Raw genomic sequence first — 23,728 nt, 5'->3', positions numbered from 1 at the left:
GGAGCATAGATGGACCAGCGTGACACTGTTGTTGACTTCGGGGGTGACGGTCCGCCGATCGTGTTGCTGCACGGCCTGATGGGCCGCGCGCGCACCTGGTGGACGGTCGCGCAGTGGCTCAAGCCGTACGGCCACGTCATCGCGCTGGACGCCGCCGGGCACGGGCGTGCCGCGCGGACCGGGCCGTGGCGCACCGAGCGCTTCGTCGACGACGTGCTGGACACGATCAGGTGGTTGGACGAGGGCCCGGCGATCGTGCTCGGCCACTCGATGGGCGGCCTGCACGCCTGGGGGGCCGCGGCGACCGCGCCGGAGCTGGTGCGCGCGGTGGTCTCCGAGGACATGGCGCCCGACCAGGTCGGCGAGACCGTGGACGAGTGGCGGGCCTACTTCGAGTCCTGGCCGGTGCCGTTCGAATCGCTGGCGCACGTCCGCGCCTTCTTCGGCGACCTCGGCGACTACTTCACCGAGTGCGTGGAGGACCGGGGCGACGGGTTCCACCTGACCGCCGACCTCGAGCACCTGTACGAGATCGCCGCCGAATGGGGGGTCCGCGACTACTGGTCCGTTGTGGAGGCCATCAAGTGCCCGCTGCTGGTGGTCGAGGGCGGGCTCGGGGCGATGCCGCCGGGGCAGCAGGCCGAGGTCGCGGCCCGCGCGGTGGACGGCAGGCACGTGCTGGTGCCCGGCGCGCACCACGTGGTGCACCTCGCCGCGCCCCGGGCGTACCGGGGCGCGGTCGAGGCGTTCCTGTCCGAAGTGCTCAGCCGTTGAGCAGTTCCTTCCACGCCTGCGGGGAAAGCTCGGTGCTCGAACTGCGGACACCGGCGGCGTCGGTGAGCACGGCGGCCGCGCGGGCCGCTTCGCTGTCCGTGCCCGGCTTCACCGGGCGGGCCAGCAGCGGCCAGATGTCGGCGCCGAAGAACCCGGCTTCGTCGGCGTGCGCCGAAGCCGTGCACTGGTGGGGTTCGATGCCGCGCGCCGCGGCCAGTCCGCTCACCGCGTCCTTTGTGGACTGACCGAACACGCCGTCGGCGGGCACGTTCCGCACGCCGGCGTCACGCAGCAGGTGCTGCGCCGCGAGCACCCTCGGCCCGGTTTCGCCCGGCTTGACCAGCGGCCACTCCACCGGCTGCTGGACGGGGACCCCGAGCGCGTTGCCGACCGCCGTGCGCAGTTCGGGCAACCGGCCGTAGAGCACCCCGCCGGGGCATTCGGTGGAGTTGAAGTCCCGGTGCCCCTTGATGTTCGCGGTGCCGATGCCGTACTGACCGGCCATGTAGGCGACCAGCTTCACCAGCGAGTTCCACAGCGCCTGCGGCACGTCGACGTCGACGTAGAGGCCCTCGTTCTCGATGCCGATGACCTGGCTGTTGTACCCGCCGACGTTGGCGCCCTGGACGTGCCTGGTGCCCCCGCGCAGCGTCTTCAGGCTTTCGTGCCTGCCCTCGGTGATGTGGCCGCCGCGGCTGTTGGTGAACTGCTGCCCGGTGTCGATCCAGCCCCGGGTGTCCATGTGGAAGTTCTGGATGGCCCTGGAGATCGCGAACGCGCGTTCCTTGGAGAAGTCGCTGGTGTTGCCCGGCTCCACGGTGTGGTGCACCACGATGTAGGTGGGCTTGTGGTTCTCGATGGTGATCGCACCGCTCGGCGGGCGGGCACCCCAGTCGGCGGTGGTGTGGATCGGTGGTTCGGGCGCCATGAGCGCGGCGTTCGCGGCGCGCGTGGTGAAGCTGCCGAACGCGCCGATCGCGGTCACGGTCAGCCCGCCCTTGAGCGCGGTTCGTCGGTCGAAACCCGGTTTTCCAGCCATGTCGATCTCCCTCGGCCAGGGCGCGGCGGTACGCGAGGCCCACCGGCCCAGATCGGTTACTGGCGATCATTCATTTGTGCGCAGGTGTTCATCGCAGGGTGCGCTTGGGCACGGTAACCGCCCGGCGACCGCCCAGACAACAGTTAACCAACTTTGGTCTGAAAATGTGAGAATCTGGCCTAAAGATCAATGTTCACCTGGCAGGGCGAACAAGCCCTGCGCGGTTTGCTCGACCAGGCCGTCCACCAGCAGCGAATCCAGGCAGCGGTCGCGCTGGCCCGCCTGCGACCAGGCCAGGTCCAGCCGGGCCTTCTCCACCGGGCCTTCGGTGCCGCGCAACACGTCCAGCAGCAGGCCGCGGACGTGCCGGTCGGTGCCCGCGTACTTCTGCACCGCCTTCGCCGGGCCGTCGTAGGCCGGGCGCCCGGCGCGCTGCCAGGCGCAGTCCGCGTACAGCGGGCAGTCGGCGCAGCGCGGTGCGCGTGCGGTGCAGACGAGCGCGCCGAGTTCCATCAACGCCGCGGAGAACCGGGCCGCGCGGTCCTCCTCGGGCGGCAGCAGCGCTTCGACGTCGGCCATGTCGCGGGTGTTCGACGGCGGACCGGCGTCCCCGGCGCCGTGCACCGCGCGCGCCACCACCCGCCGGACGTTGGTGTCCACCACCGGTGCGCGCTTGCCGTAGGCGAAGGTGGCCACCGCGCGGGCGGTGTACGCGCCGATGCCGGGCAGCGCCAGCAGGGTGTCCACATCGGACGGAACGACGTCGTTGTGCTCGGTGGCGATCACGCCCGCGGCGGTGTGCAGCCGCAGCGCGCGCCGGGGGTAGCCGAGCTTGCCCCACGCCCGCAGCACCTCGCCCTGGGTGGCCGCGGCCAGCGAGGACGGCAGCGGCCAGCGCGCCAGCCACTCGTGCCAGATCGGCTCGACCCTGGCCACCGGGGTCTGCTGCAGCATGATCTCGCTGACCAGCACGCCCCAGCCGGTCCGGTCGGGGTGCCGCCACGGCAGGTCACGGGCGTGCGTGTCGAACCAGTCGATCAGGGTGTCGGCATCAATGGACATCGCCGGCAGTTTAGTGGTCTGTCTTCCGTCCCCTCGTTCGTCGGGCCGGTGTAGGTCGTGGACGAAGGAGACGAAGATGACCACCGAGCTCGCTCTGGACCGGTTCGAAGAGCTGCTGCGCACCGTGCCCGCCGACGGCTGGGAGCGGCCGACGCCCTGCGCGAAGTGGGCGATCGCCGACCTGGCCGCGCACGTCATCGCCGTGGTGCGCCTCGGCGGCGAACTCGCCCTCGGCGCCGATTTCCCGACGGCGGGGGAGGAGTCCCGCGAGGCCGATCCGCTGGCGGCGTGGCGTGGGGCACGCCACCGGCTGGAGGCGGTCCTGGCGGAGGCCGACTTCACCGCGGAGGTGGCCGCGCCGGTCGGCCGGGTGCCGCTGCGCACCATGCTCGACACGTTCTTCCTGACCGAGGTCGTGGTGCACAGCTGGGATCTGGCCGTCGCGCTCGGCGAACCGCCGGCCCTCGATGCCGAACTGGTGCGCAGGGTGGCCGACTACGTGCGCCCGTTCGGCGGGGCGGGCACGGAAGGCGTGTTCGAACCGGCGGTCGGCCCGGCGGACGACGCCGACGAGACCACCCGCCTGATGAACCAGCTGGGGCGGGTCGCCTAGGGGCCGAACCACATCTGCTCGGCGGTGCGCGGCGGAGCGGAGGTCGACCGGACCTTCAGCTCCGTCGGCAGCGTGATCACCCGCGGTGCGCCGTGCTCGGCCGAGGCCAGCAGCAGCTTCCCGGCCGCCCTGCCCTTGTCCAGCACGGGCTGGTGCACGGTGGTCAGGCCGTGCCGCTCGGCCTCGGCGATGCCGTCGAACCCGGTCACCGTCAGCTCCGCGGGCACCCGCAGGCCGCGGCGGTCGGCTTCGGCGAGCGCTCCGAGGGCGAGGATGTCCGAGGTGCACACCAGGGCGGTGACCTGCGGGTACGCGTCCAGCAGCTGCCGGGCGGCGGAGGCGCCGTCGTCCACGGTGTGGTCGAAGCGCTCGACCACCGGGACGCTGGACCAGTCCACGCCGACCGCCTCGAACGCCTTGGCCAGCGCGGCCAGGCGGGTGCGCTGCACGTGGAAGTGGGCCTCGCGCTGGCGTTGCACCGAGGCGAAGTCGTCGTTGCGCTCGCGGGCCAGCCGCATGCACAGCACGCCGACCTGGCGGTGGCCCAGTTCGACCAGGTGGTTGGCCAGTCCGGTGACGGCGGCCGCGTCGTCCGGGCCCACCCGGTCCACGCCCTCCACCCGCGGCTGGTCGACGATCACCGTGGGCACCGGCCGCTGCAGCACGGCGGCGAGGTGCGGGTCGTCGTCGGGCACGGAGTAGACGACGAAGCCGTCCACCCCGGCGCGGTGCACGGCCGCCACGTCCTCGCGGCCCGGGCTGGCCGGGACCAGGTGCAGGCCGACACCGGCGTCCTCGCAGGCCAGCGCCAGCCCTTCGAGGACCCCGATGGCGGCGGGGTCGCGGAAGGCGTAGGAGAGGTTCTCGGTGAGCAGCAGGCCGACCGCGCCCGCTTTGCGCGTGCGCAGGGACCTGGCCACCGGGTCCGGCCCGGGGTAACCCAGCCGGCGCGCGGTTTCCAGGACGCGGCGGCGCAGCTCGGGGGAGAGCTGATCGGGCCGGTTGTAGGCATTGGACACCGTGGTCCTGGACACGCCCAACTCGGCCGCCAGTGACGCCAGCGTCGCCTGCCGCCTGGTGCGAATTGGACGACCCATCCGGTCACCGTAACGGTTCAGTTCCCGATGGTGAAGCGGGTGCCCGGTCACAGTTGATCTGCGCCACTCACCCGATGGGGTAAAGTGAATTCGACAACGGTTTCCATTAGCTACTCGCGGTGCCCGAACCGCCCCCGTTCAGGAGAACCACCATGACCCCTCGCCGCCCGTACCGCCTGGCCGCCACCACCACGGCCGTCGCCGCCCTCGCCTTCGGGGCGGTGGCCTGCGGGAACGGTGAGCAGGCCGCGACCGGCGACGGAAAGGTGCCGGTGGTGGTCTCCACCAACGTCTGGGGCAGCGTGGTCAGCGCGGTCGGCGGGGACAAGGTGTCGGTGAAGGCGATCATCGACGACCCGAGCGGCGACCCGCACTCCTACCAGTCCACCCCGGAGGACGCGGCCGACGTGGCCGGCGCCAAGCTGCTGCTCGCCAACGGCGGCGGTTACGACGAGTTTTTCACCCAGATGGCTGACCAGGCGCCGGACGCGCGCAAGGTGAACGCCTTCGACGTCAGCGGCCACGCGGCGGAAGGCCACGAGGAGCACGCGCACGGGGAAGAGGGCCACGCGCACGAAGAGGGCCACGCCCACGAAGAAGGCCACGCCCACGAGCACGGCGGGGTCAACGAGCACGTCTGGTACGACCTGCCGACCGTGGCGAAGGTCGCCGACCAGGTGGCCACCCAGCTCGGTGAGCTCCAGCCCGCCGACGCGGGCGCGTTCACCGCGAACGCCGCGCAGTTCAAGGGCCGGATCGACGAGCTGACCAAGCAGGCCGAGCAGATCGGCACCACCCACCCGGACCGCAAGGTGGTCGCCACCGAACCCCTCGCGCACTACCTGCTGGAGACCGCGAAGGTCACCGACGCCACGCCGCCGGAGTTCGCCAAGGCCATCGAGGAGGAGTCCGAGGTGCCCGCGGCCGCGCAGGACGCGATGAACCAGCTGGTCACCGGCAAGCAGGTGCACGCGGTGATCAACAACGCCCAGACGGTCACCCCGGCGACCGAGCAACTGGTCAACACCGCGAAGGGCGCCGGCCTGCCGGTGGTCGACGTGACCGAAACGCTGCCCGCCGGCGTCACCGACTACATTGCGTGGATGACCCAAGAGGTGAACGCGCTGGCCGCGGCGCTGGGCCGATGACCCGACCGGCCGTCGAGATCGCCGGGGCGCGGCTGCGCTTCGGCGAGCGCACCCTGTGGTCCGGCCTGGACCTCGACGTGCGGCCGGGTGAGTTCCTGGCCATCCTCGGCCCCAACGGCTCCGGCAAGACCAGCCTGCTGCGCGTGCTGCTCGGCCAGCAGGGGCTGACCGCGGGCTCGGTCCGCGTGGCCGGGCACGCCCCGGGCGGCAGCAATCCGAACATCGGCTACATCCCGCAGCAGCGCGCCCTCGACGAGGGCCTGACCCTGCGCGGCACCGACCTGGTCGGCCTCGGCCTCGACGGGCACCGCTGGGGCACCGGCCTCTTCGGACTGTCGAAGCGCCGCCGCCGGATCGCCGACGCGCTCGAATCCGTGGGTGCCGAGGCGTACGCGAACTCACCCGTCGGCCGGCTTTCCGGCGGTGAGCAGCAGCGGCTCCGGGTGGCGCAGGCGCTGGTCGGTGATCCCGAAGTGCTGCTCTGCGACGAGCCGCTGCTCTCGCTCGACCTGGCGCACCAGCGCGTGGTCAGCGGGCTGATCGACGAGCGGCGGCGGCGGGCCGGTACCGCGGTGCTGTTCGTCACCCACGAGATCAATCCCATCCTGTCCTATGTGGACCGGGTGCTGTACCTGGTGAACGGGGAGTTCCGCATCGGCACGCCGGACGAGGTGATGAGTTCGGCGACGCTGTCCGAGCTGTACCGGACCCACGTCGAGGTGCTGCGCGTCGGTGGGCAGATCCACGTCGCCGGGGCGCAGAGCGCGCTCTGCGAGGACGAACCGCACCACCTCACCGACCAGGTTTCCTGAATGGACAAGCTCTTCGACTTCGCGCTCACCGAGCGCCTGCTCGGCCTGCCGTTCGTGCAGAGCGGCCTGCTCGCCGCCGCCGTGCTCGGGGTGGTGGCCGGGCTGCTCGGCCCGCTGATCGTGATGCGCCGGATGTCCTTCGCCGTGCACGGCACCGCCGAACTCGCCTTCACCGGGGCCGCCGGTGCGTTGCTGCTCGGCATCGGCGTGGAGTACGGCGCGCTCGCCGGGGCGGTGGCCGCGGCCCTGCTGCTCGGCCTGCTCGGCGGCCGGGAGTCCGAACGCGACTCGGTGATCGGCGCGATCCTGTCCTTCGGGCTCGGCCTCGGCGTGTTGTTCCTGTGGATCTACCCGGGCCGCGCGGCGAACAAGATGGGCATCCTGACCGGGCAGATCATGTCCGTGGACTCGGTCGACGCCACCGTGCTGGTGCTGGCCGCGGCGGTGGTGCTGCTGGTGCTCGCGGTGATCTACCGGCCGCTGCTGTTCGCCAGCGTCGACCGGTCGGTGGCGCTCGCCCGCGGGGTGCCGGTGCAGGCGTTGTCCGTGGTCTTCGCCGTGCTGGTCGGCATCGCCACCGCGATCGGCGTGCAGATCGTCGGCGCGCTGCTGGTGGTCGCGCTGATGGTGACCCCGGCCGCGGCGGCGGCGCGGGTGACCGCCAGCCCGCTGCGCGCCACCGTGCTGGCCATCGTCTTCGCCGAGGTCGCCGCGCTCGGCGGCATCGTGCTCTCGCTGGCGCCAGGTGCCCCGGCCAGCGCGTTCGTCACCGCGATCTCGTTCCTGATCTACCTCGTCTGCCGGATCATCTCCTTCGCCCGCGGCCGCGCGCGGCGGGCGGAGCAGGTCAGCGAATCGGTTTCGCGGCCAGCTGCGTCCGCACCGAGTCGATGAACCCGTCCTGCAGGAACGGCAGGTTCCCGGCGGCGAGCCCGCGCTCGACCACCTCCAGCACCACCACCTCGGCATCGGCGAACGCCTTCACCGCGGCCGAGGTCTCGTTGCGCTGGTTGTGGTAGGCGAGCATGGTCACGTCGCTGAACGCGGCGCTCAGGTACCGCGAGCTGACCTTGGTGAACGAGTCGCCGTAGAGCAGCGTCTTCTTGGTGACCACGCCGGGCAGCGGCCGCTGCGTGCGGCGCTGGGGCTGTTCCATGTTGTCCACCGGCTCGGTGGCGCGGTCGGTCACGCCGTCGGGGCGCAGCTCGTACTTGGTGTTCGTCTTCGGCGCGCGCTTGCCGAGCAGCGGCGGGAGGTCGGCGTCGATGGTGTAGTCGCCGAACACCGGTGTCTGCCACAACCGGGTGACACCCGGCCGGATGGTTTCGGCGAGCTGGCGGGACAACACGATCGCGCCCTCGTCCGACCAGTGCGAGTCGTTCGGCGGGTAGATCGGGCGGTTCATCTTCTGCTGCGCCGCGTGCAGGTACGGCTGCAGGTCCACCGCGCCCGCCTGGCCGACCACCCGGTTCCACAGCTGCGGGGTGGCACTGGTGACGCAGTCCTTGCCGGGATAGCTCGACGGCAGGTGCTGCGGGACCATCGTGGTCTTGTCCGGCGCCACCACCAGCACGAACTGGCGGCCGGACGACTCCACCGCCTCCCGCAGCTTGGCCAGCTGACCGGTGGTCTCGTCGATGGACCGGGTCGGCGCGCACTTCGCCTCGGCGTCGTAGCCGTAGTACAGCCAGCCGTCCGAGCCCTCCACGACCTGGCGGAACCCGGCGTCGCCGTTGGTCGGCCCACCCGGCCCGACCGGCTGCTCCCCGGCGGGCGGTGGCGGGCTGCCCGGCAGCGGCCCCGACTTCGGCACCCCGCCCTGGTCCAGCGGAGCCGATTCGCCGAACAGCGCGCGGCTGATGCCGTCCGCGGCCTGGATCGCACCGCTGCGGAAGATCAGCTGGTCGGTGGCCCATTCGGGTAGGTCGGTGACCAGGCCCCAGCCGTCGGAGAAGCTGGGGAAGGACTTGAGGCTGTGGTTCTCGATCTCGGCGGGCCGGGCGCCGAACACCCAGAGCAGGGTCGGCGTGACGAAGAAGGCGAGCGCGCAGATCAACGCCGTCCGCTGGCGGCCGCTGTGGCGCGGCCGGTAGAGGGCGTGTTCGCGGGGCAGCCAGGCTTCGTGCACCGCGGGCAGCTGCTGGGGACGTCGGGACACGCCCCCACCGTACTCAGTGGAGCATGAGCAGGACCTGCAGTTCACCGACCAGGAAACCGATCACCCCGCCGACCGCGATCAGCTTCCACTCGTCCTGCCGGAACGCCGGGCGCAGCAGGTTCTCGTACTGCCTCGGCGTCAGGTTGAGCATGCGTTCCTCGACCATGTGCGCCACGTCCATCGCCTGCGTCAGGTAGCCCTCGGCGTACCGGACGGTCTCCGGCAGCCGTCGCACCGCCCGCTCGGCCGCCGCCTGCTTCAGCTCCGCCAGGCGCCCCGGTCCGATGGTCAGCGCCACCACCGGCCTGGCCAGGCCGGTCTGCTCGTCGATGGCCTTGGCCACCATGCGCTGCACCATGGCCACCAGCCGGTCCGAGCGCGGGCCGCGCAGGATGGCGTCGACCAGGTTGGGCACGGTCAGCACCTCGTGCGCGATCATCTCGCCGTACTGCCGCGCGACCTCGGCCCGCCGCTTCTGGAACTTGCCCTGCAGCACCACCCTCGGCAGCACCCGCACCGGCTCACGCGGCACGAAGATCAGCTTGATCGCCAGCCAGTCGGTGAACAGCCCGATGCAGCCGCCGAAGATCGGCAGCACCCACGGCTCCTTGGTCAGCGCCCAGACCACCGCCTGCACCAGGCCGAGCCCGAAGCCGAAGTAGATGCCGGAGCGGGCGATGAAGGTCATCTCCGGCCGCGAGGTCTCCCGGATCAGCCGCACCAGCAGGGCCTTGTCCCTGGTCAGGTGCTGCACGGTCATGTCCTTGACGTCCAGCACGTCGTCGAGGTTCTCGCGGATCTGGAGCACCAGCTCCCGCACCACCCGCGGCGACGACGCCTGCAGCTGCTTGATGACCAGCTCCTGCGCCATCGCGGGCAGGGCCTCCCACACCCGCGGGTGGTACTCGGCGAGCACGTCGCGCGCGATCTCGTCGACCGCGCGCAGCAGCGGCTGCTCCAGCTCGGCGGCGATCCGGTCCGGGTCGACCCGGTCGACGACCTCCTTGAGGTCCAGCAGGTTCGCGGTGAGCAGGTCGGTGGCCACCGAGGCCATCCGGCCGCCGTGCTTGGGCACCACGCCCTGCCAGCCGAAGACCGGCCGGATGCCGACGAACTCCAGCGGCCGGAACATCATCTCGATGGCCACGCGCTTGGTCACGTAGCCGATCAGCGCGGCGATGAACGGGATCGCCGCGTACAGCGGCCAGTGCTCGGCGAGATCGGCCAGCACCGCGTCCACCGCGTCCCCCTTCACTGCTCGTTCCGCGTGCACGTTAGCGGCCGGTGGTCAGTGCAGCAGCAGGAGCACCTGCAGTTCACCGACGATGCCGCCGATCACCGCCCCGACCGCGATCAGCTTCCACTCGTCCTGCCGGAACGCCGGGCGCAGGATGCCCTCGAACTCCAGCGGGCTCAGCCGGCGCATCCGGTCCACGATCGTGTTGCGCACGTCGAGCGCCTCGGTGGCGTACTCCTCCACGTGCCGCACGGTCTCCGGCAGGTGCTCGATCGCCTTCGCCGCCGCCGCGCGCTTGAGCTCCTGGTACTCCCGGCCGCCGACGGTCAGCGCGACCAGCGGCTTCGCGATGCTCGCCTGCTCGTCGACGGTGCGCTGCACCTCGCGCTGGATGAGCGCGAACAGCCGGTCCGCCTTGGGGCCGGTGAGCACCGCCTCCAGCACGTTCGACGCGGTCAGCACCTCGTCGGCGATCAGCGTGCCGTAGTCCTCGGCGACCTGGCGGCGGCGCTTCTGGAACAGCCCCTGCCAGCGGAAGAAGCCGAAGCCCTTCGGCTCGCGCGGGAAGAAGATCATCTTCAGCGCCAGCCAGTCGGTGACCAGCCCGGTGAGGAAGCCGAACAACGGCATGATCAGCGGTTGCTTGGTCAGCGCCCAGACGGCGAACTGCACCAGCCCGATGACGAAGCCGAAGTAGATCCCCGATCGGGCGATGAAGCGCAGTTCCGGCTGGGCCACCTCTTCGATCAGCCGCACGGTCAGCGCCTTGTCGCGGACCATCGCCTCGATCAGCATGTGGTTGACGTCGAGTACGTCGTCGATGTTGGCGGAGACCTCGCGCAGCAGCCGGGCGACCACCTTCGGCGCCTGCGCGCGGATCCGGCTCAGCAGCAGCCGCTGCGCCCTGGCGGGCAGCAGTTCCCACAGCCTCGGCTGGTGCTGTTCGAGCACCTCGCGGGTGATGGACTCGACCGCCCGCAGCAGCGGTTCTTCCAGTTCGGCGACCATCCGGTCCGGGTCGAGCCTGGCGAACAGCTCGCGCGGGTTCACCAGGTGGCTGGTGAGCAGTTCCACCGCGGTGGCCGCCATCCGCCGCGCGTTCGCCGGGATGACCCCCTGCCAGCCCAGGAACGGCGGTATGCCGCGGAATTCGAGCGGTTTGAACATCATCTTGATGGCCACGCGCTTGGTGGCGTAACCGATGAGCGCGGCGATCAGCGGCATCGTCGCGTAGACGTGCCAGTGCGCGGCGATGTCGTCGAAAATGGCGCGCACGAACCCCTCCGCTCGTTGGCCGCCCGGCAACAGTAGCCGATACCCCAAATGGCGGTATGGGCCGCGAGGCTCCGCGTCACTACAGTGCACGAATGGTTGCCGACAAGACCGCCCCGGCTCCGGCTCCCGGCCTCGCCCCGTTCGAACTGACTCGCCGCGGATACAACCAGCGTCAGGTCGACGAGCGCATTTCGCGCCTGTCGGCCGACCTGAGGGCCGCCTCGCGAGGACGTGACGAGGCGCTGGCTTCGGTCGCCGAGTTGTCCAAGGCGCTCAGCTACTCGCAGAAGGAACTCGAAGAGGCCAAGGACGGCCTCGCCCGGCTGACCGCGAGCCCCACCGGGGCCTCCGCGATGGCCGAGCGCGTCCGCATGATGATGCAGCTCGCCGAGGAGGAGATCGCCGAGCTGCGGGCGAAGGCGGAGGAAGACGCCGCCGCCACCAGGGAAGAAGCCGACAAGTACTCCCGCGACGCCCGCCGCGCCGCCGAACAGCTGGCCAAGGAGCGCACCGCCGAGCACGAGCAGCTGCTCGCCGACGGCCGCGCCGAAATCGAAAAGCTCAACGAAGCCGCCGCCGAAGACCGCCGCCGCCTCGACGCCGAAGCGCAGGCCCGCCGCGACGAGGCCGACCAGAAGGCGGCCGAAGAACTGCTCGCCCGCAAGTCCGAAGCCGAAGCCGCCCTGGAAAAGCACGAGGCGGAAATCAAGGCTCGCGCCCAAACCCTCCTCAACGACGCCGAGGCGAAGCTCGCCGCCGCCACCAAGGACCGCGAGCTGGCGCTGGACCTGCGCCGCCGGGTCACCGAACGGATCACCGCCGCGCAGAGCGCCGTGCTGGAGGCGGTCAAGCAGCTCGGCCCGGCGGAACCGGAGGAAGCCGAGGCGGCCCAGCCGAAGCCCTCACCCAAACCGTCCCCGATCAGCTCCTCGTGAGGAGCCCCTGTCGGTGGGCGCCCGGTGAGGGGGAGCCGTCGCCGGTCGGCTCCCCCTGAGTGCCCCGAAGCCGTCGCCGGTCGGCTTCTGGTGAGCGAGCCGACGCCGTTGCTGTTCGGCTCCTCGCGAGCGAGCGAAGCCGTCCCGATCAGCTCGTGGTGAGCGAGCCGGGGCCAGCACCGGCAGCTCCTCGCGAGTCGCGATCGTCGCCGGTCAGCTCCGCCTGAGCCAGCCGAGGGCGTCGGCTCGCCGTGAGCGGGCCGGAACCGTCGCTGGTCGAGCGAGCGAAACCGGTCCCGATCGGGCGAGCCGACGCCGTCAGCGGTCGGCCCGTGGTGAGCGAGCCGAAACCACCCCTCGTCAGGGAGCGGAAGCCGATCAGCTCGTGGTGACCGCGTGGAGTTCGTCGTCGATCAGGCCGCGTTCGTGCAGGCCGCTGCAGAACCGGTGGTAGGAGGCCGTCAGCGCGGCCTGCTCGGGCCCCACCGGTTCGACCAGCGTGCCCCCACCGGCGGACCGCAACCCACCGGGCCACACCCCGGCGGCGGCCAGCACCGCCGCGCCGCAGGCCGGTTCCCCGTGTGGCGCCAGGCGGAACACCATCCCGGTCACCGTCGCCCTGATCTTGGTCCAAAGTAGACTCTCCGCGGCCGGACCGGTGGCGGGCAACGGTTCCGCCGGCTCGATGCCGAGGCGCCGCAGGTGGTCCAGCGCCAGCCGCTCGACGAAGGCCGCCGCTTCCAGCCGGGCGCGGTGCAGTTCCACCTCGTCCGCCGCATCCGCCCCCGGGGTGTGGTCGGCGCAGTCCGGGGGCAGCACGACGCCGGCCGGACCGCGGGCGGTGGCCGCCGCCTCCAGGCGCTCCAGGTCCGGCAGCGCGTCGGCACCGGGACTCGGCGTGCTGCCGCCCGGCAACCACCACCCGTCCGGGTGACGGTGGCTGTGCACCATCCCGCTGGGGTCCGGCACCAGCGCCTCGGTCACCCCGCCGAGCGCGTACCGCGAGCCGAGCGCCGTGGCGAACTGGCCGGGGGAGACCGCACCGGCGGCGAACTGCGTCGCGCGATCCACCGGTATCCCGGCCACCACCGGGCAGTTCTTCGGCAGGCCGGTCAGCGCGGCGGTGGTGCGCGAAACGGTACCGAGCACGGTGGCCGGGGCCACCACCTTCGGCAACCACTTCGGCGGCACCCCGACGGCGTCGAGCACCTCGCGCGCCCATTCGCCGGTGAGCGGGTCGTAACCGGTCCACAGCGCGTGCGCCGAGTCCACCGCGACCCGTTTCCCGGTGAGCTGCGTCCCGAGCAATTCCGGCACATGCCGGATCCCCGCCGCCTCCGGCGCGTGCTCGGCGAGCCAGGCCGCCCGGCCCAGCGCGGCCGTCGACGGCAGGCGCAGCCCGAGCGCCCGCCACCGCCGCGCACCGAGTTCGGCGGCCCGGAGGTTGTGGGCCGCGCCACGCGGGTCGTCCGGCTGCAGCGCCGGTCCGGCCGGCCGGTCGCGCCGGTCGACCGGCACGATCGTGCCCGGGGTGGCCGCGATCGCCACCGCGCCGATTTCGGTGCGCGGCAGGTCCGCGGTGACCTGGCACAACGCGCGTTCGACCGCGGGCCACCAGGTGCGGGGGTCCCCGCCGGACAGGGGTACCCGCGCCGAGGCGCGCAGCTGACTGTTTTCGGCGACCGCCTGGGCCGTCACCCCCGCCGTACCCGGGGTGGCCACGCCGATGCCGATCGTGATCGAGGTCAGAGGACTCACCGTGCCGTATCGCCGTTTAGGCCAATTCTCGCAGGTTTTCCGGCAACCGGCTGACCAAACGCCGGGCTGCGCCCGGTTGAACAATGTGTTGGGCAAGCAACCTTCTGAGCGCTGCCTGAGACTTTCGCTACGGTTTCGTCGCGACTTCACCGTTCTTTCCCGGTGGCCGCTATTTTCTCGCTGGCGATCTTCGAGCGGGGTGAATTCGGTGGTTGGGGTTGGTGAAGAATTGTCGGGGTTCCGGCCGTGGTGGTGGCGGGGTGCGCCGTACCTCCTGCTGCTCCTGCTGATCGCCGGCGGCCTGCTGGTCGCCTACGGCTACCTGCACCCGCGCATCACCGCCGCCCTGGACGGTTCGGACCAGGCGGTGCGGACCGGCGCCGAGGACGGTTCGATGGGCGCGGCCTACACGCCGGGAAACCTGTTGCTGCTGGCCGGGCCGGGGGAGGTGCGCCGGGGTGACGTGGTGGTCGTGGACGCCGCCGCGTGGCAGCGGGAGGGGCAGTTGGTCAGCCGGGTGATCGGTCTCGGCGGCGACACCGTGGTCTGCTGCGATCAGCGGGACCGGATGACCGTGAACGGAATATCCGTCGCCGAGGAGTACCTCGGGCCGGATCGCGGGGCATTCCCCTTTTCGGTGACCGTGCCGCCTGATTCGGTGTTCCTGCTGGGAGACAATCGAGGCAACGCTTTCGATTCACGGGCGTTTTCCGACTCGCCGGAAAGGGCGGCGCTCCCGTTGTCAGCGGTTCGTGGCCGCGTGGTCGCCGAACGTGATGCCGGCGGCGGCGACCGCCCCCTGCCGTCGACCACGGCGTTCGTCGCCGCCGGGCTCGCCGATCCACGCCCCGCGGACACGCCGCCGGGTCCGCTCACCTGGGCCATCTACACCGGCATCGGCCTCGGGGCCGCCGCGGTGGTGACCGGGGTGGCGATGGTGCTCAGGAGACGAGCTTCCGGTGGTCCTCGTGCAGTTGCAGCGGACGCGGCAGATTCGGCTTCTTGATCTCGGCGAGCGTGGCGGGGCCGAGGCGCTGGCGCCGGGAGAAGCCGTACTGCTGGGTGTCGGTGACCTTGGCGAACTCCAGCTCGTCCGGTTCGACGCCGATGCCGTAGGCGAACAGGTACTCGTCGGTCAGCGCGTCGGTGAAGGCGCACCAGGCCCCGGCGAAGCGCCAGACCTTCGCGGCGAGGAGGTCGCCGTCGAGTTCCCAGGAGGCGTTCTCCCAGCGGCTGTGGTTGGCCGCGGCGTGCTCGGCCGCGCCGACCACCGCGTCCAGCACCGGCTCCGGCCGCTGGTCGACGGCGCTGGGCAGGGTGAAGTCGGACATCGCGAAGGCGGCGGTGAAGGCCACCTGGCTGAGCCGGTCCGCCCCGGGCGCGGTGTGGAGTTCGTCGTGGCGCCTGCGGCTCGCCGATCCGGTGAAGACGGCGGCGTCGTTGGAGAAGTGCCCCAACCAGGCCGCCCACAGCGGCTCACCGGCCCGGCCCTCGAGCGCGGACAGCCAGCGAGCACCCCGCCAGGCCTCCCCGAGCCCGTAGAGCGCAAAATCCAGCGGCGGCGAGTCGTCGACGCGGTCGGGCATAACTCGGCTTTCCTTTCCGGTGCCGGTCGACAGGCGGACCAGGATCCTCTCATTCCGGTGTGGAGCGGGCAACCAGCCCCCTGCCTCCCGAGCTTGCCGACGATGCCCGGCACGGGGAGCCAGGCGAACTTCTTGCCCGCTTTCACCCGCAGCAGAAACCCGCGCGCCTCGAGCTGACCGAGGTCCTTGCGGGCCGTCTCCCCGGAAACCCGATGGCTGCGCCCGTGCGACCTCGCCGTGTGGTTCTGCCCGGAATTGCTGACCGCGTTGCCGAGCGCGGCGAGCTGCCGGTGGTTGAACTCGCCGGGCAACCCGGCCAAGGAGTGCTGGAGCTTGCGCGCTTCCTCCACTTTGGACGCCCGGTGTCGTTGCGGGCCCTCGATCGCCCGCTTGCTCACGTCGAGGTGGTAGCGGAAGAAGTGGGTCAGGTCGTTGGCGTCCTGTTCGGTGTGCAGGAAACCGCGCGCGTACCGGCCCGGTGCCTGGCGCAGGATCTTGGAGACCGTGAGGAATTCGGTGAGCCAGGAGCCGTGGTCGAGCATCGACCAGTAGAACAGCGCGCGGGCGGTTCTCCCGTTCCCGTCTTCGAAGGGGTGCTCGTAACACTCTTCGCCCGGCAACCGGAACCGGCCGGACGCCGCGGGGTTTCCGAGGGTGCCATCGGTGACGATCCGATGGATTCCGCAGATCAACTCCGGCGTGAGCTTCTCCTCCCGCAACTCGCCGATGCGGGTCATCGCGTGGTAGTTGCTGAGGATCATCCGCTCGCTGGTCGTCGCGGGCTCACGCCCGGAGCGCAGCATCTCCTTCGCGACCCGCCGTTCGGTGGAGGCGCCTTCCAGCTGGCTGGAGGTGATCGCCTCTTCGATCAGCGAGCTGATCAGGTAGCGGTCGCGGGTTTCGTGGCTCGTCACCTGCTCACTGGTGGTGATCCGCCCGCTGGCGTTCTTCGTGATCTCTTCGGGCAGCCGGAGTATTTCGTCGGGCAGGGCGTAGGCGAAGGGCTCGCCGCGCACCGCCGCGGTGGAGCTCAGAACTGGTAGTACTAGGCAAGAGACCGGGTCTGAGCTGCCAGTACGAAGATCAACTGACAGCCCAGGCCGTGATCAGGCCGTCTCGGGATGACCCGATGGGTTCGTGGTCGAAGCCGCCCCACGGTCTGGTATCGACGCATGAGGAACCAGCAAGCCGTTGGCGAGGTCGACGAAGCTTCGTTGGGAGCTGGCCATCCGCTCGTGCGCGTCGAAGTACTGCTCTGTAGTGATGTTGACCTTCTGGACCACTAGGGGAATATAGAGCCGCATCCAGTTCGCATATGCCTGCCGTACCTCCGGTGGCGTGTACACCGACAGGCGGGCATACATGCGGTGGATGTCTTCGTAACTTGGCTGAGCCTCTGACGGTAACTTCAGAGGAGACACGAAGTTGGCGACAGTTGTCCCGAGCATCACCGTTTCAACAGCGTCGACCAGGCACTCAGCTAGGCGGTCTTGATAGCTGATACGTAAGTTGGTCTCGGAGGCCATCCGAGCCACCTGCTCGGCGTGTCGCCGTCCGATGCGCGCAACGAGTACGGTCCCCGTCGTTGCGATAGCGCCGACGAGGACCGTAGCCGCAGGTGCGACCCACTCCCATGCCATGGGTAACAGTGTGCGCATCTCCCGCATGGCAGAAGTCAAGCCACGCCGGGCAAACTGCCCAAGTCGGGGCCGAACACGTCGTCGACGGCCCGGCACGTCCGCTCCTTGCTGGAGGGGAGCAGGTGCGTGTACACCCGCAGCGTGAACGCCGGGTCGCTGTGCCCGAGGTAGCTGGCCAGCGCGGTGATCGTCTCGCCAGCGTCCAGCAAGGTCGAGGCATAGAAGTGCCTCAGCGCGTGGAACCCGTCCACTCGCGGCACGCGTTCGACGCCAGCCTTCTTCAGGGCGGGACCCCAGGTCCACTGGTTGAACACCGGCCGCCAAGCCTGCGTGCGCTCCCGGCTGTAGACGACCAGCCGTGCCGTCACCAGCTCGCCGCCCGGGTGCTTCCACGGGAGCGTGACGGTTAACGGCGGGAACTTGGCCATGTGGTCGAGCAGGGCCTTGCCCACCGAGTCAGGAAGCGGTACCTCTCGCGTCTTGCCTCGCTTCGGCGGTGCAAAGCAGGGCTTGTTGTGCACGAGCTTGACCTGCCGCTGCACGGTGACTGCACTGGTCTCGAAGTCGATGTCATCGACGGCCAGGCCGAAGACTTCACCCTGCCGCAGGCCGAGCCCAGCCCCGAGCGGCACGGTGACCTTGTACCGCTCTGACATCGCCTTATGGACGGCATGGACTCGTTCACTCGACCACGGCACCACCTTCCGAGGCGGGATCTGCGGCTTCCGCACCGACGAGGCGTTGCACGGGTTCTTCCTGATCTTCTCGTCGTCCACCGCAGCGTTCAGCACCGTCTGAAGGTGGATGAACAGCACCTGCCGGTAGCTGGCCGCTAGCGGCTTCTCCTGGAGCTTGCGATCCCATTCCCGCACGTCAGTCGGGGTGATGCCGTCGAGGAACTTGTCACCGAGATACGGGTACAGGTGCAGCCGCATCCGGTAGGCGGTCAGCTCCCGAGTGGACTCCTCGAAGCTCTGGCTGTTCACCCACCGGTCGGCGTACTCCCGCAGCAGCACCTTCCCGGTCTTCGGGTCGAGGTAGCTGCCCCGGTTCTTCTCATCCTCGATCTTGTGAAGGAAGTCCTCCGCGAGTCGCTTCTTCTTATCCGGGAAGGACTTGCTCCGCTCGTTCCCAGCCGGGTCCAGGTAACGCACCTTGTACCGGAGGCCCTTGCCGAAGAGTTCCGTCTTCTCCAGTACGGGCTTGCCCTGCGCGTTGAGCACCGGCTTCTTGGTCTCGGGGTCTTCAGCAGGCCGGTACCAGCGGTCTTGGATGTGTGCCATCAGGCCGCCTCCAGCCCCTCAACCCACGCGCGGACCTTGGCCGGGTCATATCGGAGGTGTCGCCCGAGCTTTCGGACCGGCGGCCCCTCACCGCGCCACTTCCACTGGTACAGCGTCTTGACCGGCACGCCGAGGTAGGCGGAGACGTCTTCCACGGTCCACAGGCGCCCGAGGCTACTCACGTTGTCCATCTGTTCCCCCCAGGTCAGGCCGCTTGCAGAGTTGCCGAAGTTTCTGGATCGCCTGGTGGTCCCTGCGCCGCGAGTAGCGCGCGGTCGTACTCGGCGCGCCAGGAGATGCGTTCGGCGATGGCGTGCATGAGCAGGTGCGCCCGGGGCGGAACGTGCGGGTCTCCGGACTGGACTTTGCGCCAGACCAGCCGGGCCGGTTCTTCGGCGGGCCGACTTATGCCGGCTGCGGCAAGGGCCTGGTGGACGAACGCCTTGCGGTCCGCCTTGTGGTCGGCGAGCGACTTGCCCGACCACTTCCGGGAGACGAGCACGCGCCGACCAGGCAGGCCGAGCGTGGTCCGCCGGTGAGCCCGTCCCTTGCAGTGACCGGGGATGGTGCGGGAGCCCGCGCCCTGCGGCTGGACGCCGTAGAGCAGCCAGACCGCGCACCGAGGCGAACACGGGGTGATCGCCAGCTCAGCGTGAAGCCGGTCGTGGTGGTCCCGTTGCCGAGCCGTCGTGGCCTCGACCACTTCGCCGGTGGCCTTGGTGAGGTACTTGGTCAGGTACCCGATGTGCCGTCCGGCTTCCTCCGACCCGCCGAGGATGCCCTTGGAGTGGACTTGCTGCCCGAAGGTCACCACGTGCGCCGGTTCCTCGACCGCCTCAACGGCCTCATCCCACAGCGTCAGCGGCGCCCGGGTCTCCGGGTCGAGGAAGGCCCGCGTGCGGGAGTCCCAGACCGGGAGCCGGTCGCCGTCGTAGACGAACTGGTCGTGGTTTGGCCACCACACCTGGTGATAGGTGGCCGCGGTGACCTGCCGGATGACGTCGTGCGGGATCGAACCGCGGAGCGCGGCGTGCAGGTGCGGCGCGCTCCGCTTCTGCGGCTCGACCGTGGCGAAGTACTGCACGTCCCAGCCGACGCAGCGGCGGAGGTTCTGCCACCACCGATCGACCAGCGCGGAGAAGTGCACCGCGTCACGAGCAGCCCGCCGGTAGTCGTAGCCGACCGGGTCGACCGGCGTCCCGTCCTCCCGCACCCGCCCGTAGGTGTCGCAGGTGAGCGTGACGAACATCGACGGCCGGAACTTGCCCGCGAACTCCCGCCCGAGGGTGGTCTTGGCGACTTTCTGCCGGGGCAGGTTCGGCGCGTCCTGCCGCCGCTTGGTGGACCGCTTCACCGGCTTGTTCTCCGGCAGGTCCGGCGAGGGCAGACGGCCGCGCATGCCGAGTTGCCGAAGTTCGTCGTCGACGGAGCGGATCTCTTCGCGCAGTTCCTCGGCTTCTGCTTCCTCTCCTTCGGCCATGGTCTTGCGGTACTCCTGCACGAGGTCCGCGCGGAGTTCCATGAGTTCGGTCTGTTCCTTGCTCGGCGGGGCCGGGGTGAAGTCCGGTTCCTCGGTGAGGTGCCAGCCTTCGCGGCACTGGGCCATCCGCAGCGCTTTGGCCTTCTTGGCGCAGGGAGCGCAGACGGATTCCACGGTGGACCCGCAGGGCACGGCGACGTACCGGAGTTCCCCGGTGTCCAAGTCGCCGGCTTCCATGGTGAACGGCCGGACGCACACGCCGTGCTTCTCGGCGGTGGCCTTCATGACCTCGGTGGACAGCGGTAGCCGCATCCGTTCGGCACGGGTGCTCATCAAGCGGCCACCTCCTCACCGCGTGCCCACCTGCGCAGCAGCGACACGGCGAGGTCCTGCCGGGTGTTCGTCGGCAGGTCCGGGAAGGTCACCGGGTCGAAGGTCACCGCGTCATAGACCCGGATCGGGACGCCCGCAGGCACGCGGCCGGTCACTTCGAGGTGCACCGAGTCGCCCGCCGGGGTGCGCCACAAGGACGCGGAGACCTCGGTGAGCGTGTCAGCCCAGGCAACGAGCGCTGCACAGCTCTGCGTCAACCCGGTTGCCCAGAGCTGCACGGTCACCGGCCGGGCCCACGCGTCCACCGCGACCATGCACGGAGACGGCAGGTCATGACGCCCGAGGTGGTCTCGGATGACATCGAGGAAAGGCAGCACGCTCACGCCACCGCACCCCCATCCGAGTCGTTCCGGGCCGGGAAGGGCAGCACGTCAGCGCGACGCACGGGCACACCGGTGACGTACTCGACCAATTCGATCAAGTCGTGGTCGGTGATGTGGAAGGCCCGAGCGCGGAACGGTTCGCGCTTGCCGTCCTCCTTGCCCCAGGCGACGCCGGGGGTGTGCTCGGAGATCTCGTGAGCCGCCGCGCCACGTTCGCGCACACCGTCGCCAAGGACCATGTCGACCTGCGCTTTCTCGTCCAGGCGCATCGCGATCCGGGTCGAGAACAGGTGGCGGAAGGCGACGATTTCCTTGCGCGGGTCCTGGACCAGACCGAGCACGCAGACACCGGGCGCGCGGCCCTGACTGGTGATCGTCTGGACTGCCCGGTTCGCGCGTTCCCGCAGGTTCTTGTCCGCCTGGTAGGCGAGCAGGTCCGCCAACTCGTCGATGACCACCAGGAGGAAGGGATCACCGGTGTTCGGGTTCCACGAGCGCAGGAAGCCCCGGTACCGCTCGGCACGTTGCTTGACCTCGGCCGCGATCTCTTCGAGCAGGGTCACGGCTTCTTCGCCGTTGTTGAACACGACCGAGTGGAAGACCTCGGGCGCCTGGCCGAGTTCCATCCCGCCCTTGGGGTCGATGCCGTACATGCGGACCGCACCCGACCGCAGCGCGGGAGCCAACGCCCACGCGACGGCCCAGGCGAGCGAGCCCTTGCCCGCACCGGTGACGCCGACGCCGAGCACGTGAGTCCCCTGGAGCGGCAGGCGCCAGGGCTTGCCGTTCTCCTGCCGTCCGACGGTCACGCGCTTGAGGTCAACCGCGGAATCCTCCGCCGCCAACGGCGGGGCCGGGATGGCACGGGCGAGCGGGTCACGGTGCACGAAGTCCAGTTCGAGCCGACCAGGCTTGCGAACACGCACCCGGCACGAGGTGGCGCGGAAGGAGTGCGCCAGGCCGGACGCGCGAAGCTCCCACTGCTCCGGAGCTTGGCCCTTGACCATGCGAACCCGGACGCGATCCCGCCAGCCCTCGGAGCGGACCAAGCCGAGCTTGGGCCGGTACTCGCGGCCACGGCTGGTCTTCACCAGGTCGGACAGCCGCATGACGGTTCGCCAGTGGCCGGCATAAATGGCGACCCGCCGGTACTCGGTCCGGGCCTGCGGCAGGGCGAAGCGCTGGAAGGAGGGGCGAGCCCGCCACCACCACAGCACCAGCACGGCCGCAGTCCCGGTAAGGACCCAGAGCAGGCCGAGGTGACCGAGTTCGGCGTCCAGCCATCCGGCGAGCAGGGCGACGCCCATGGTCAGCGGATAGCGCCACAGGATGCGGCTGACCTGGTAGGTGGTCCAGCAGACCAGCCACGTGAGGATGACCGGCGACAGCACGACCTTGACCCAGCGAGGCAGCAGGGTCCACCAGGGCAGCCGGGGCCGGGCGACTTCCAGCGGAGCCGGGTCGATCCATCGGGAACCGTTGTGGTTCATCGGGAATCACCGCCCACCACGGCAATTCGGGTGAGATGGGTAATCCCCTCTGGTGCGCGACAGTTGTCGTCGTATAGCGTTGTCATTGTTCACTTCCGTGAGGTTGTGAGCAGCGCAGGACCGGCGAAGGTTGGTAGCCAGAGTTCCGGTTCTGCGCGCTAGGTAAGGGAATTCCGCATCTGGGCGTGCTTGTACGCCACACGACCAGCGCGCGTTACTCGTCCTATTCGGATTTACTCGTCGTCGAAGCTGGGCACTCCCGTCCGGTCGAGGTGATCAGCCAGCTCCGCCGCTCCCTTTTGGATACGGCGTAGGAGCCCGATGAACTCGGGCCACTCCGCCGGATCGCTCGGGGGCATGATCACCAAGCTGTCGGGGTCGAGATAGATCACCAGGGCCGCCAGTTCCCGTGCTGAACCAAGCTGTTCCATGCCCGCGATCGCTCCCGGCCCCGGGAACCACGTCACGTTCAACGCCATGACTGGCTACGCCTTTCTGTGCTGCTCGTTCGCAGTCCACGGCCTGTGCCTCGAACGCCTGCACCGCCGACTCCAGCGCGGCCGAGAGCCACCACGGGAAGCGGTGTTCACCGCGGATGTCCCGCCAGGCCGACGCGACCGACGCCGAGGCGGCGGCCAGGTCCATCAACGCCTGTCCGTTCTGGTTGCCGGTACGGGCCGCGACCCCAGACGCCACCGTGAACTCGTGATACGCCCGTTCCCAGGCGGCAATCCGTTCGTGCGACACCATCCGCCTTGCTTCCTAGTTCTGAGCTGAGTCGGCGCGCAGGTTCTCGACCCGCGCGCGCCGGTCGAATTCCTCAGCGGCAACGGATGCCGCGTGACGAGCCCACAGCGGTGCTGCCAGGTCGGCTGACAGCACACGCCAGGACTCCGCCACCGAGTGGTACGCCAGGGCCAGCCGCCGCACCGCCGCCACGTCGCCCACCTCGGAGCGCATCGCGGCGAACAGTGCGGCGGTCTGCTCGGCATACGCGGTGTTCCACCGAGCGACCGCCTCACGCGACGGCCGCTTGACCATCACGCAGCCGTCTTCTGCTCGTTCGGACCGCCGGTCTTCGCCGTCGAGGACTTCGGCGGCGTGGCCGACTTGGGCTCTCGCATGCCGGTGGCGCGCAGGACCCAGCCCTGGTACTTGAACTTCTCGCCCATGACGCGGGCCTCGACGGTCAGGCCCTCGAACACGACCGGCCGGAAGTCGAAGCCCGCGATCGCCGCCGCAGGCGGAACCGGCTGCACCCGGTCGAGCAGGGTGACCGTCGCGGACTTGTCGCGGTCTTTCTCCGCCGACGGGTCGGTCACCGTGACCTTCCACTGCGGAAGTCCGGTCTGCTCGTCGATCTTCTGCTTGGGCTGCTTGCCCCTGGCCTTGTCCTCGTTGGAGACGTACTCCATGTCCGGAGTCACCGGGCCGACGATCGCCGCGCCGTCGGGAAACACCTGGTCGTGGTCGATTTCGAAACGCGTTCCGCGTGCTACTGCCATCTGGGTTGCTCCTAGGCCGGGCACCTCGTGCGGTGCTGTCTAACGTGGCTGACTCAGCCAGGCTACCTAGCCTGGCTAGACAAGTCAACCAAGGGGCCATCGGCCTAGCTCGCTAGCTGG

25 protein-coding genes are annotated in these 23,728 nt (G+C 70.1%); 8 read left to right on the top strand and 17 right to left on the bottom strand.

Features of this window, described 5'->3' with window-relative positions:
* Positions 1 to 9: 9 nt before the first annotated feature.
* Complete coding sequence (locus tag AC07EG_RS04770; RefSeq protein ID WP_478251648.1) at positions 10 to 774, top strand: alpha/beta fold hydrolase; 765 nt, start codon at positions 10 to 12, stop codon at positions 772 to 774.
* Here the strand turns inward: AC07EG_RS04770 and AC07EG_RS04765 are convergent.
* Positions 764 to 1,813: a peptidoglycan recognition protein family protein gene (locus AC07EG_RS04765; RefSeq protein ID WP_478251647.1), complete on the bottom strand. Its 1,050-nt coding sequence runs from the start codon at positions 1,811 to 1,813 to the stop codon at positions 764 to 766. The two genes, AC07EG_RS04770 and AC07EG_RS04765, sit on opposite strands and share 11 nt — an antisense overlap.
* Positions 1,814 to 1,999: 186 nt before the next feature.
* Positions 2,000 to 2,875, bottom strand: a complete 876-nt coding sequence (locus AC07EG_RS04760; RefSeq protein ID WP_478251646.1) for an HhH-GPD family protein — start codon at positions 2,873 to 2,875, stop codon at positions 2,000 to 2,002.
* A 76-nt stretch (positions 2,876 to 2,951) separates the two neighbouring features.
* Between AC07EG_RS04760 and AC07EG_RS04755 the strand changes: the two genes are divergently transcribed.
* Positions 2,952 to 3,488: a TIGR03086 family metal-binding protein gene (locus tag AC07EG_RS04755; RefSeq protein ID WP_478251645.1), complete on the top strand. Its 537-nt coding sequence runs from the start codon at positions 2,952 to 2,954 to the stop codon at positions 3,486 to 3,488.
* On the opposite strand, the gene AC07EG_RS04750 is transcribed toward AC07EG_RS04755, so the two are convergent.
* Positions 3,485 to 4,585, bottom strand: a complete 1,101-nt coding sequence (locus AC07EG_RS04750; RefSeq protein ID WP_478251644.1) for a LacI family DNA-binding transcriptional regulator — start codon at positions 4,583 to 4,585, stop codon at positions 3,485 to 3,487. The two genes, AC07EG_RS04755 and AC07EG_RS04750, sit on opposite strands and share 4 nt — an antisense overlap.
* Before the next feature lie 152 nt (positions 4,586 to 4,737).
* Between AC07EG_RS04750 and AC07EG_RS04745 the strand changes: the two genes are divergently transcribed.
* Genes AC07EG_RS04745 through AC07EG_RS04735 form a run of 3 tightly spaced genes read left to right on the top strand, consistent with a single transcriptional unit; the run spans position 4,738 to position 7,439 of the window.
* Positions 4,738 to 5,733 (top strand): metal ABC transporter solute-binding protein, Zn/Mn family, encoded by a 996-nt coding sequence (locus AC07EG_RS04745; RefSeq protein WP_478251643.1) that lies wholly within the window; start codon positions 4,738 to 4,740, stop codon positions 5,731 to 5,733.
* Complete coding sequence (locus AC07EG_RS04740; protein ID WP_478251642.1) at positions 5,730 to 6,545, top strand: metal ABC transporter ATP-binding protein; 816 nt, start codon at positions 5,730 to 5,732, stop codon at positions 6,543 to 6,545. The genes AC07EG_RS04745 and AC07EG_RS04740 overlap by 4 nt, the downstream gene beginning before the upstream one ends.
* The gene (locus AC07EG_RS04735) at positions 6,546 to 7,439 is read left to right on the top strand and encodes a metal ABC transporter permease (RefSeq protein ID WP_478251641.1); all 894 of its coding nucleotides are present in this window, start codon (positions 6,546 to 6,548) and stop codon (positions 7,437 to 7,439) included.
* Here AC07EG_RS04735 and AC07EG_RS04730 read toward each other — a convergent pair.
* Genes AC07EG_RS04730 through AC07EG_RS04720 form a run of 3 tightly spaced genes read right to left on the bottom strand, consistent with a single transcriptional unit; the run spans position 7,393 to position 11,215 of the window.
* Complete coding sequence (locus AC07EG_RS04730; RefSeq protein ID WP_478251640.1) at positions 7,393 to 8,703, bottom strand: alginate O-acetyltransferase AlgX-related protein; 1,311 nt, start codon at positions 8,701 to 8,703, stop codon at positions 7,393 to 7,395. The genes AC07EG_RS04735 and AC07EG_RS04730 overlap by 47 nt on opposite strands.
* A 13-nt stretch (positions 8,704 to 8,716) precedes the next feature.
* Entirely contained in the window at positions 8,717 to 9,943 is a 1,227-nt protein-coding gene (locus AC07EG_RS04725) for a DUF445 domain-containing protein (protein ID WP_478251765.1), read from the bottom strand.
* A gap of 48 nt (positions 9,944 to 9,991) precedes the next feature.
* A complete protein-coding gene (locus tag AC07EG_RS04720; protein ID WP_478251639.1) occupies positions 9,992 to 11,215 on the bottom strand; it encodes a DUF445 domain-containing protein in 1,224 nt (407 codons plus the stop codon).
* Between the two features lie 92 nt (positions 11,216 to 11,307).
* Between AC07EG_RS04720 and AC07EG_RS04715 the strand changes: the two genes are divergently transcribed.
* On the top strand, positions 11,308 to 12,150 hold the full coding sequence (locus AC07EG_RS04715) for a coiled-coil domain-containing protein (protein ID WP_478251638.1): 843 nt from the start codon (positions 11,308 to 11,310) through the stop codon (positions 12,148 to 12,150).
* A gap of 378 nt (positions 12,151 to 12,528) precedes the next feature.
* On the opposite strand, the gene AC07EG_RS04710 is transcribed toward AC07EG_RS04715, so the two are convergent.
* Entirely contained in the window at positions 12,529 to 13,908 is a 1,380-nt protein-coding gene (locus tag AC07EG_RS04710) for an FGGY family carbohydrate kinase (RefSeq protein ID WP_478251637.1), read from the bottom strand.
* On the opposite strand from AC07EG_RS04710, the gene lepB reads away from it, so the two are divergent.
* Positions 13,877 to 14,914, top strand: a complete 1,038-nt coding sequence (gene lepB / locus AC07EG_RS04705) for a signal peptidase I (RefSeq protein WP_478251636.1) — start codon at positions 13,877 to 13,879, stop codon at positions 14,912 to 14,914. The two genes, AC07EG_RS04710 and lepB, sit on opposite strands and share 32 nt — an antisense overlap.
* Here the strand turns inward: lepB and AC07EG_RS04700 are convergent.
* Complete coding sequence (locus AC07EG_RS04700; protein ID WP_478251635.1) at positions 14,850 to 15,494, bottom strand: hypothetical protein; 645 nt, start codon at positions 15,492 to 15,494, stop codon at positions 14,850 to 14,852. The genes lepB and AC07EG_RS04700 overlap by 65 nt on opposite strands.
* A 59-nt stretch (positions 15,495 to 15,553) precedes the next feature.
* On the opposite strand from AC07EG_RS04700, the gene AC07EG_RS04695 reads away from it, so the two are divergent.
* Positions 15,554 to 16,537, top strand: a complete 984-nt coding sequence (locus AC07EG_RS04695) for a hypothetical protein (protein ID WP_478251634.1) — start codon at positions 15,554 to 15,556, stop codon at positions 16,535 to 16,537.
* Positions 16,538 to 16,600: 63 nt separating this feature from the next.
* Here the strand turns inward: AC07EG_RS04695 and AC07EG_RS04690 are convergent, their stop codons facing one another.
* From AC07EG_RS04690 to AC07EG_RS04650, 9 genes are all read right to left on the bottom strand, one after another.
* On the bottom strand, positions 16,601 to 17,020 hold the full coding sequence (locus tag AC07EG_RS04690) for a hypothetical protein (RefSeq protein WP_478251633.1): 420 nt from the start codon (positions 17,018 to 17,020) through the stop codon (positions 16,601 to 16,603).
* A 149-nt stretch (positions 17,021 to 17,169) separates the two neighbouring features.
* Complete coding sequence (locus tag AC07EG_RS04685) at positions 17,170 to 18,417, bottom strand: tyrosine-type recombinase/integrase (RefSeq protein ID WP_478251632.1); 1,248 nt, start codon at positions 18,415 to 18,417, stop codon at positions 17,170 to 17,172.
* Complete coding sequence (locus AC07EG_RS04680) at positions 18,417 to 18,608, bottom strand: helix-turn-helix transcriptional regulator (RefSeq protein ID WP_478251631.1); 192 nt, start codon at positions 18,606 to 18,608, stop codon at positions 18,417 to 18,419. The genes AC07EG_RS04685 and AC07EG_RS04680 overlap by 1 nt, the downstream gene beginning before the upstream one ends.
* A 14-nt stretch (positions 18,609 to 18,622) precedes the next feature.
* Entirely contained in the window at positions 18,623 to 20,230 is a 1,608-nt protein-coding gene (locus AC07EG_RS04675; RefSeq protein ID WP_478251630.1) for a replication initiator, read from the bottom strand.
* Entirely contained in the window at positions 20,230 to 20,613 is a 384-nt protein-coding gene (locus AC07EG_RS04670; protein ID WP_478251629.1) for a hypothetical protein, read from the bottom strand. Before AC07EG_RS04670 ends, AC07EG_RS04675 begins: the two co-directional genes overlap by 1 nt.
* Positions 20,610 to 22,103 (bottom strand): FtsK/SpoIIIE domain-containing protein, encoded by a 1,494-nt coding sequence (locus AC07EG_RS04665; RefSeq protein WP_478251628.1) that lies wholly within the window; start codon positions 22,101 to 22,103, stop codon positions 20,610 to 20,612. Before AC07EG_RS04665 ends, AC07EG_RS04670 begins: the two co-directional genes overlap by 4 nt.
* A gap of 233 nt (positions 22,104 to 22,336) precedes the next feature.
* Positions 22,337 to 22,582: a hypothetical protein gene (locus tag AC07EG_RS04660; RefSeq protein ID WP_478251627.1), complete on the bottom strand. Its 246-nt coding sequence runs from the start codon at positions 22,580 to 22,582 to the stop codon at positions 22,337 to 22,339.
* A gap of 283 nt (positions 22,583 to 22,865) precedes the next feature.
* Positions 22,866 to 23,144 (bottom strand): hypothetical protein, encoded by a 279-nt coding sequence (locus AC07EG_RS04655; protein ID WP_478251764.1) that lies wholly within the window; start codon positions 23,142 to 23,144, stop codon positions 22,866 to 22,868.
* Positions 23,144 to 23,608 carry a hypothetical protein gene (locus AC07EG_RS04650; RefSeq protein ID WP_478251626.1) on the bottom strand — a complete coding sequence of 155 codons (465 nt, stop codon included), beginning with the start codon at positions 23,606 to 23,608 and terminating at the stop codon, positions 23,144 to 23,146. Before AC07EG_RS04650 ends, AC07EG_RS04655 begins: the two co-directional genes overlap by 1 nt.
* Positions 23,609 to 23,728 lie beyond the last annotated feature (120 nt).

The sequence above is a fragment of the Amycolatopsis sp. NPDC045836 genome, from assembly GCF_056431745.1.
This window is presented reverse-complemented; position numbering and strand designations above follow the sequence as displayed.

Excerpts from the sequence above, each read along its gene's own strand:
- AC07EG_RS04740 (WP_478251642.1), top strand. The coding sequence starts at position 5,730 with ATGACCCGACCGGCCGTCGAGATCGCCGGGGCGCGGCTGCGCTTCGGC.
- lepB (WP_478251636.1), top strand. The coding sequence starts at position 13,877 with ATGCCGATCGTGATCGAGGTCAGAGGACTCACCGTGCCGTATCGCCGT.
- AC07EG_RS04745 (WP_478251643.1), top strand. The coding sequence starts at position 4,738 with ATGACCCCTCGCCGCCCGTACCGCCTGGCCGCCACCACCACGGCCGTC.
- AC07EG_RS04655 (WP_478251764.1), bottom strand. The coding sequence starts at position 23,144 with ATGGTCAAGCGGCCGTCGCGTGAGGCGGTCGCTCGGTGGAACACCGCG.
- AC07EG_RS04680 (WP_478251631.1), bottom strand. The coding sequence starts at position 18,608 with ATGGACAACGTGAGTAGCCTCGGGCGCCTGTGGACCGTGGAAGACGTC.
- AC07EG_RS04700 (WP_478251635.1), bottom strand. The coding sequence starts at position 15,494 with ATGCCCGACCGCGTCGACGACTCGCCGCCGCTGGATTTTGCGCTCTAC.
- AC07EG_RS04760 (WP_478251646.1), bottom strand. The coding sequence starts at position 2,875 with ATGTCCATTGATGCCGACACCCTGATCGACTGGTTCGACACGCACGCC.
- AC07EG_RS04665 (WP_478251628.1), bottom strand. The coding sequence starts at position 22,103 with ATGAACCACAACGGTTCCCGATGGATCGACCCGGCTCCGCTGGAAGTC.
- AC07EG_RS04690 (WP_478251633.1), bottom strand. The coding sequence starts at position 17,020 with ATGGCCTCCGAGACCAACTTACGTATCAGCTATCAAGACCGCCTAGCT.
- AC07EG_RS04765 (WP_478251647.1), bottom strand. The coding sequence starts at position 1,813 with ATGGCTGGAAAACCGGGTTTCGACCGACGAACCGCGCTCAAGGGCGGG.
- AC07EG_RS04660 (WP_478251627.1), bottom strand. The coding sequence starts at position 22,582 with ATGGCGTTGAACGTGACGTGGTTCCCGGGGCCGGGAGCGATCGCGGGC.
- AC07EG_RS04715 (WP_478251638.1), top strand. The coding sequence starts at position 11,308 with ATGGTTGCCGACAAGACCGCCCCGGCTCCGGCTCCCGGCCTCGCCCCG.
- AC07EG_RS04675 (WP_478251630.1), bottom strand. The coding sequence starts at position 20,230 with ATGAGCACCCGTGCCGAACGGATGCGGCTACCGCTGTCCACCGAGGTC.
- AC07EG_RS04770 (WP_478251648.1), top strand. The coding sequence starts at position 10 with ATGGACCAGCGTGACACTGTTGTTGACTTCGGGGGTGACGGTCCGCCG.
- AC07EG_RS04755 (WP_478251645.1), top strand. The coding sequence starts at position 2,952 with ATGACCACCGAGCTCGCTCTGGACCGGTTCGAAGAGCTGCTGCGCACC.
- AC07EG_RS04735 (WP_478251641.1), top strand. The coding sequence starts at position 6,546 with ATGGACAAGCTCTTCGACTTCGCGCTCACCGAGCGCCTGCTCGGCCTG.
- AC07EG_RS04650 (WP_478251626.1), bottom strand. The coding sequence starts at position 23,608 with ATGGCAGTAGCACGCGGAACGCGTTTCGAAATCGACCACGACCAGGTG.
- AC07EG_RS04685 (WP_478251632.1), bottom strand. The coding sequence starts at position 18,417 with ATGGCACACATCCAAGACCGCTGGTACCGGCCTGCTGAAGACCCCGAG.
- AC07EG_RS04750 (WP_478251644.1), bottom strand. The coding sequence starts at position 4,585 with ATGGGTCGTCCAATTCGCACCAGGCGGCAGGCGACGCTGGCGTCACTG.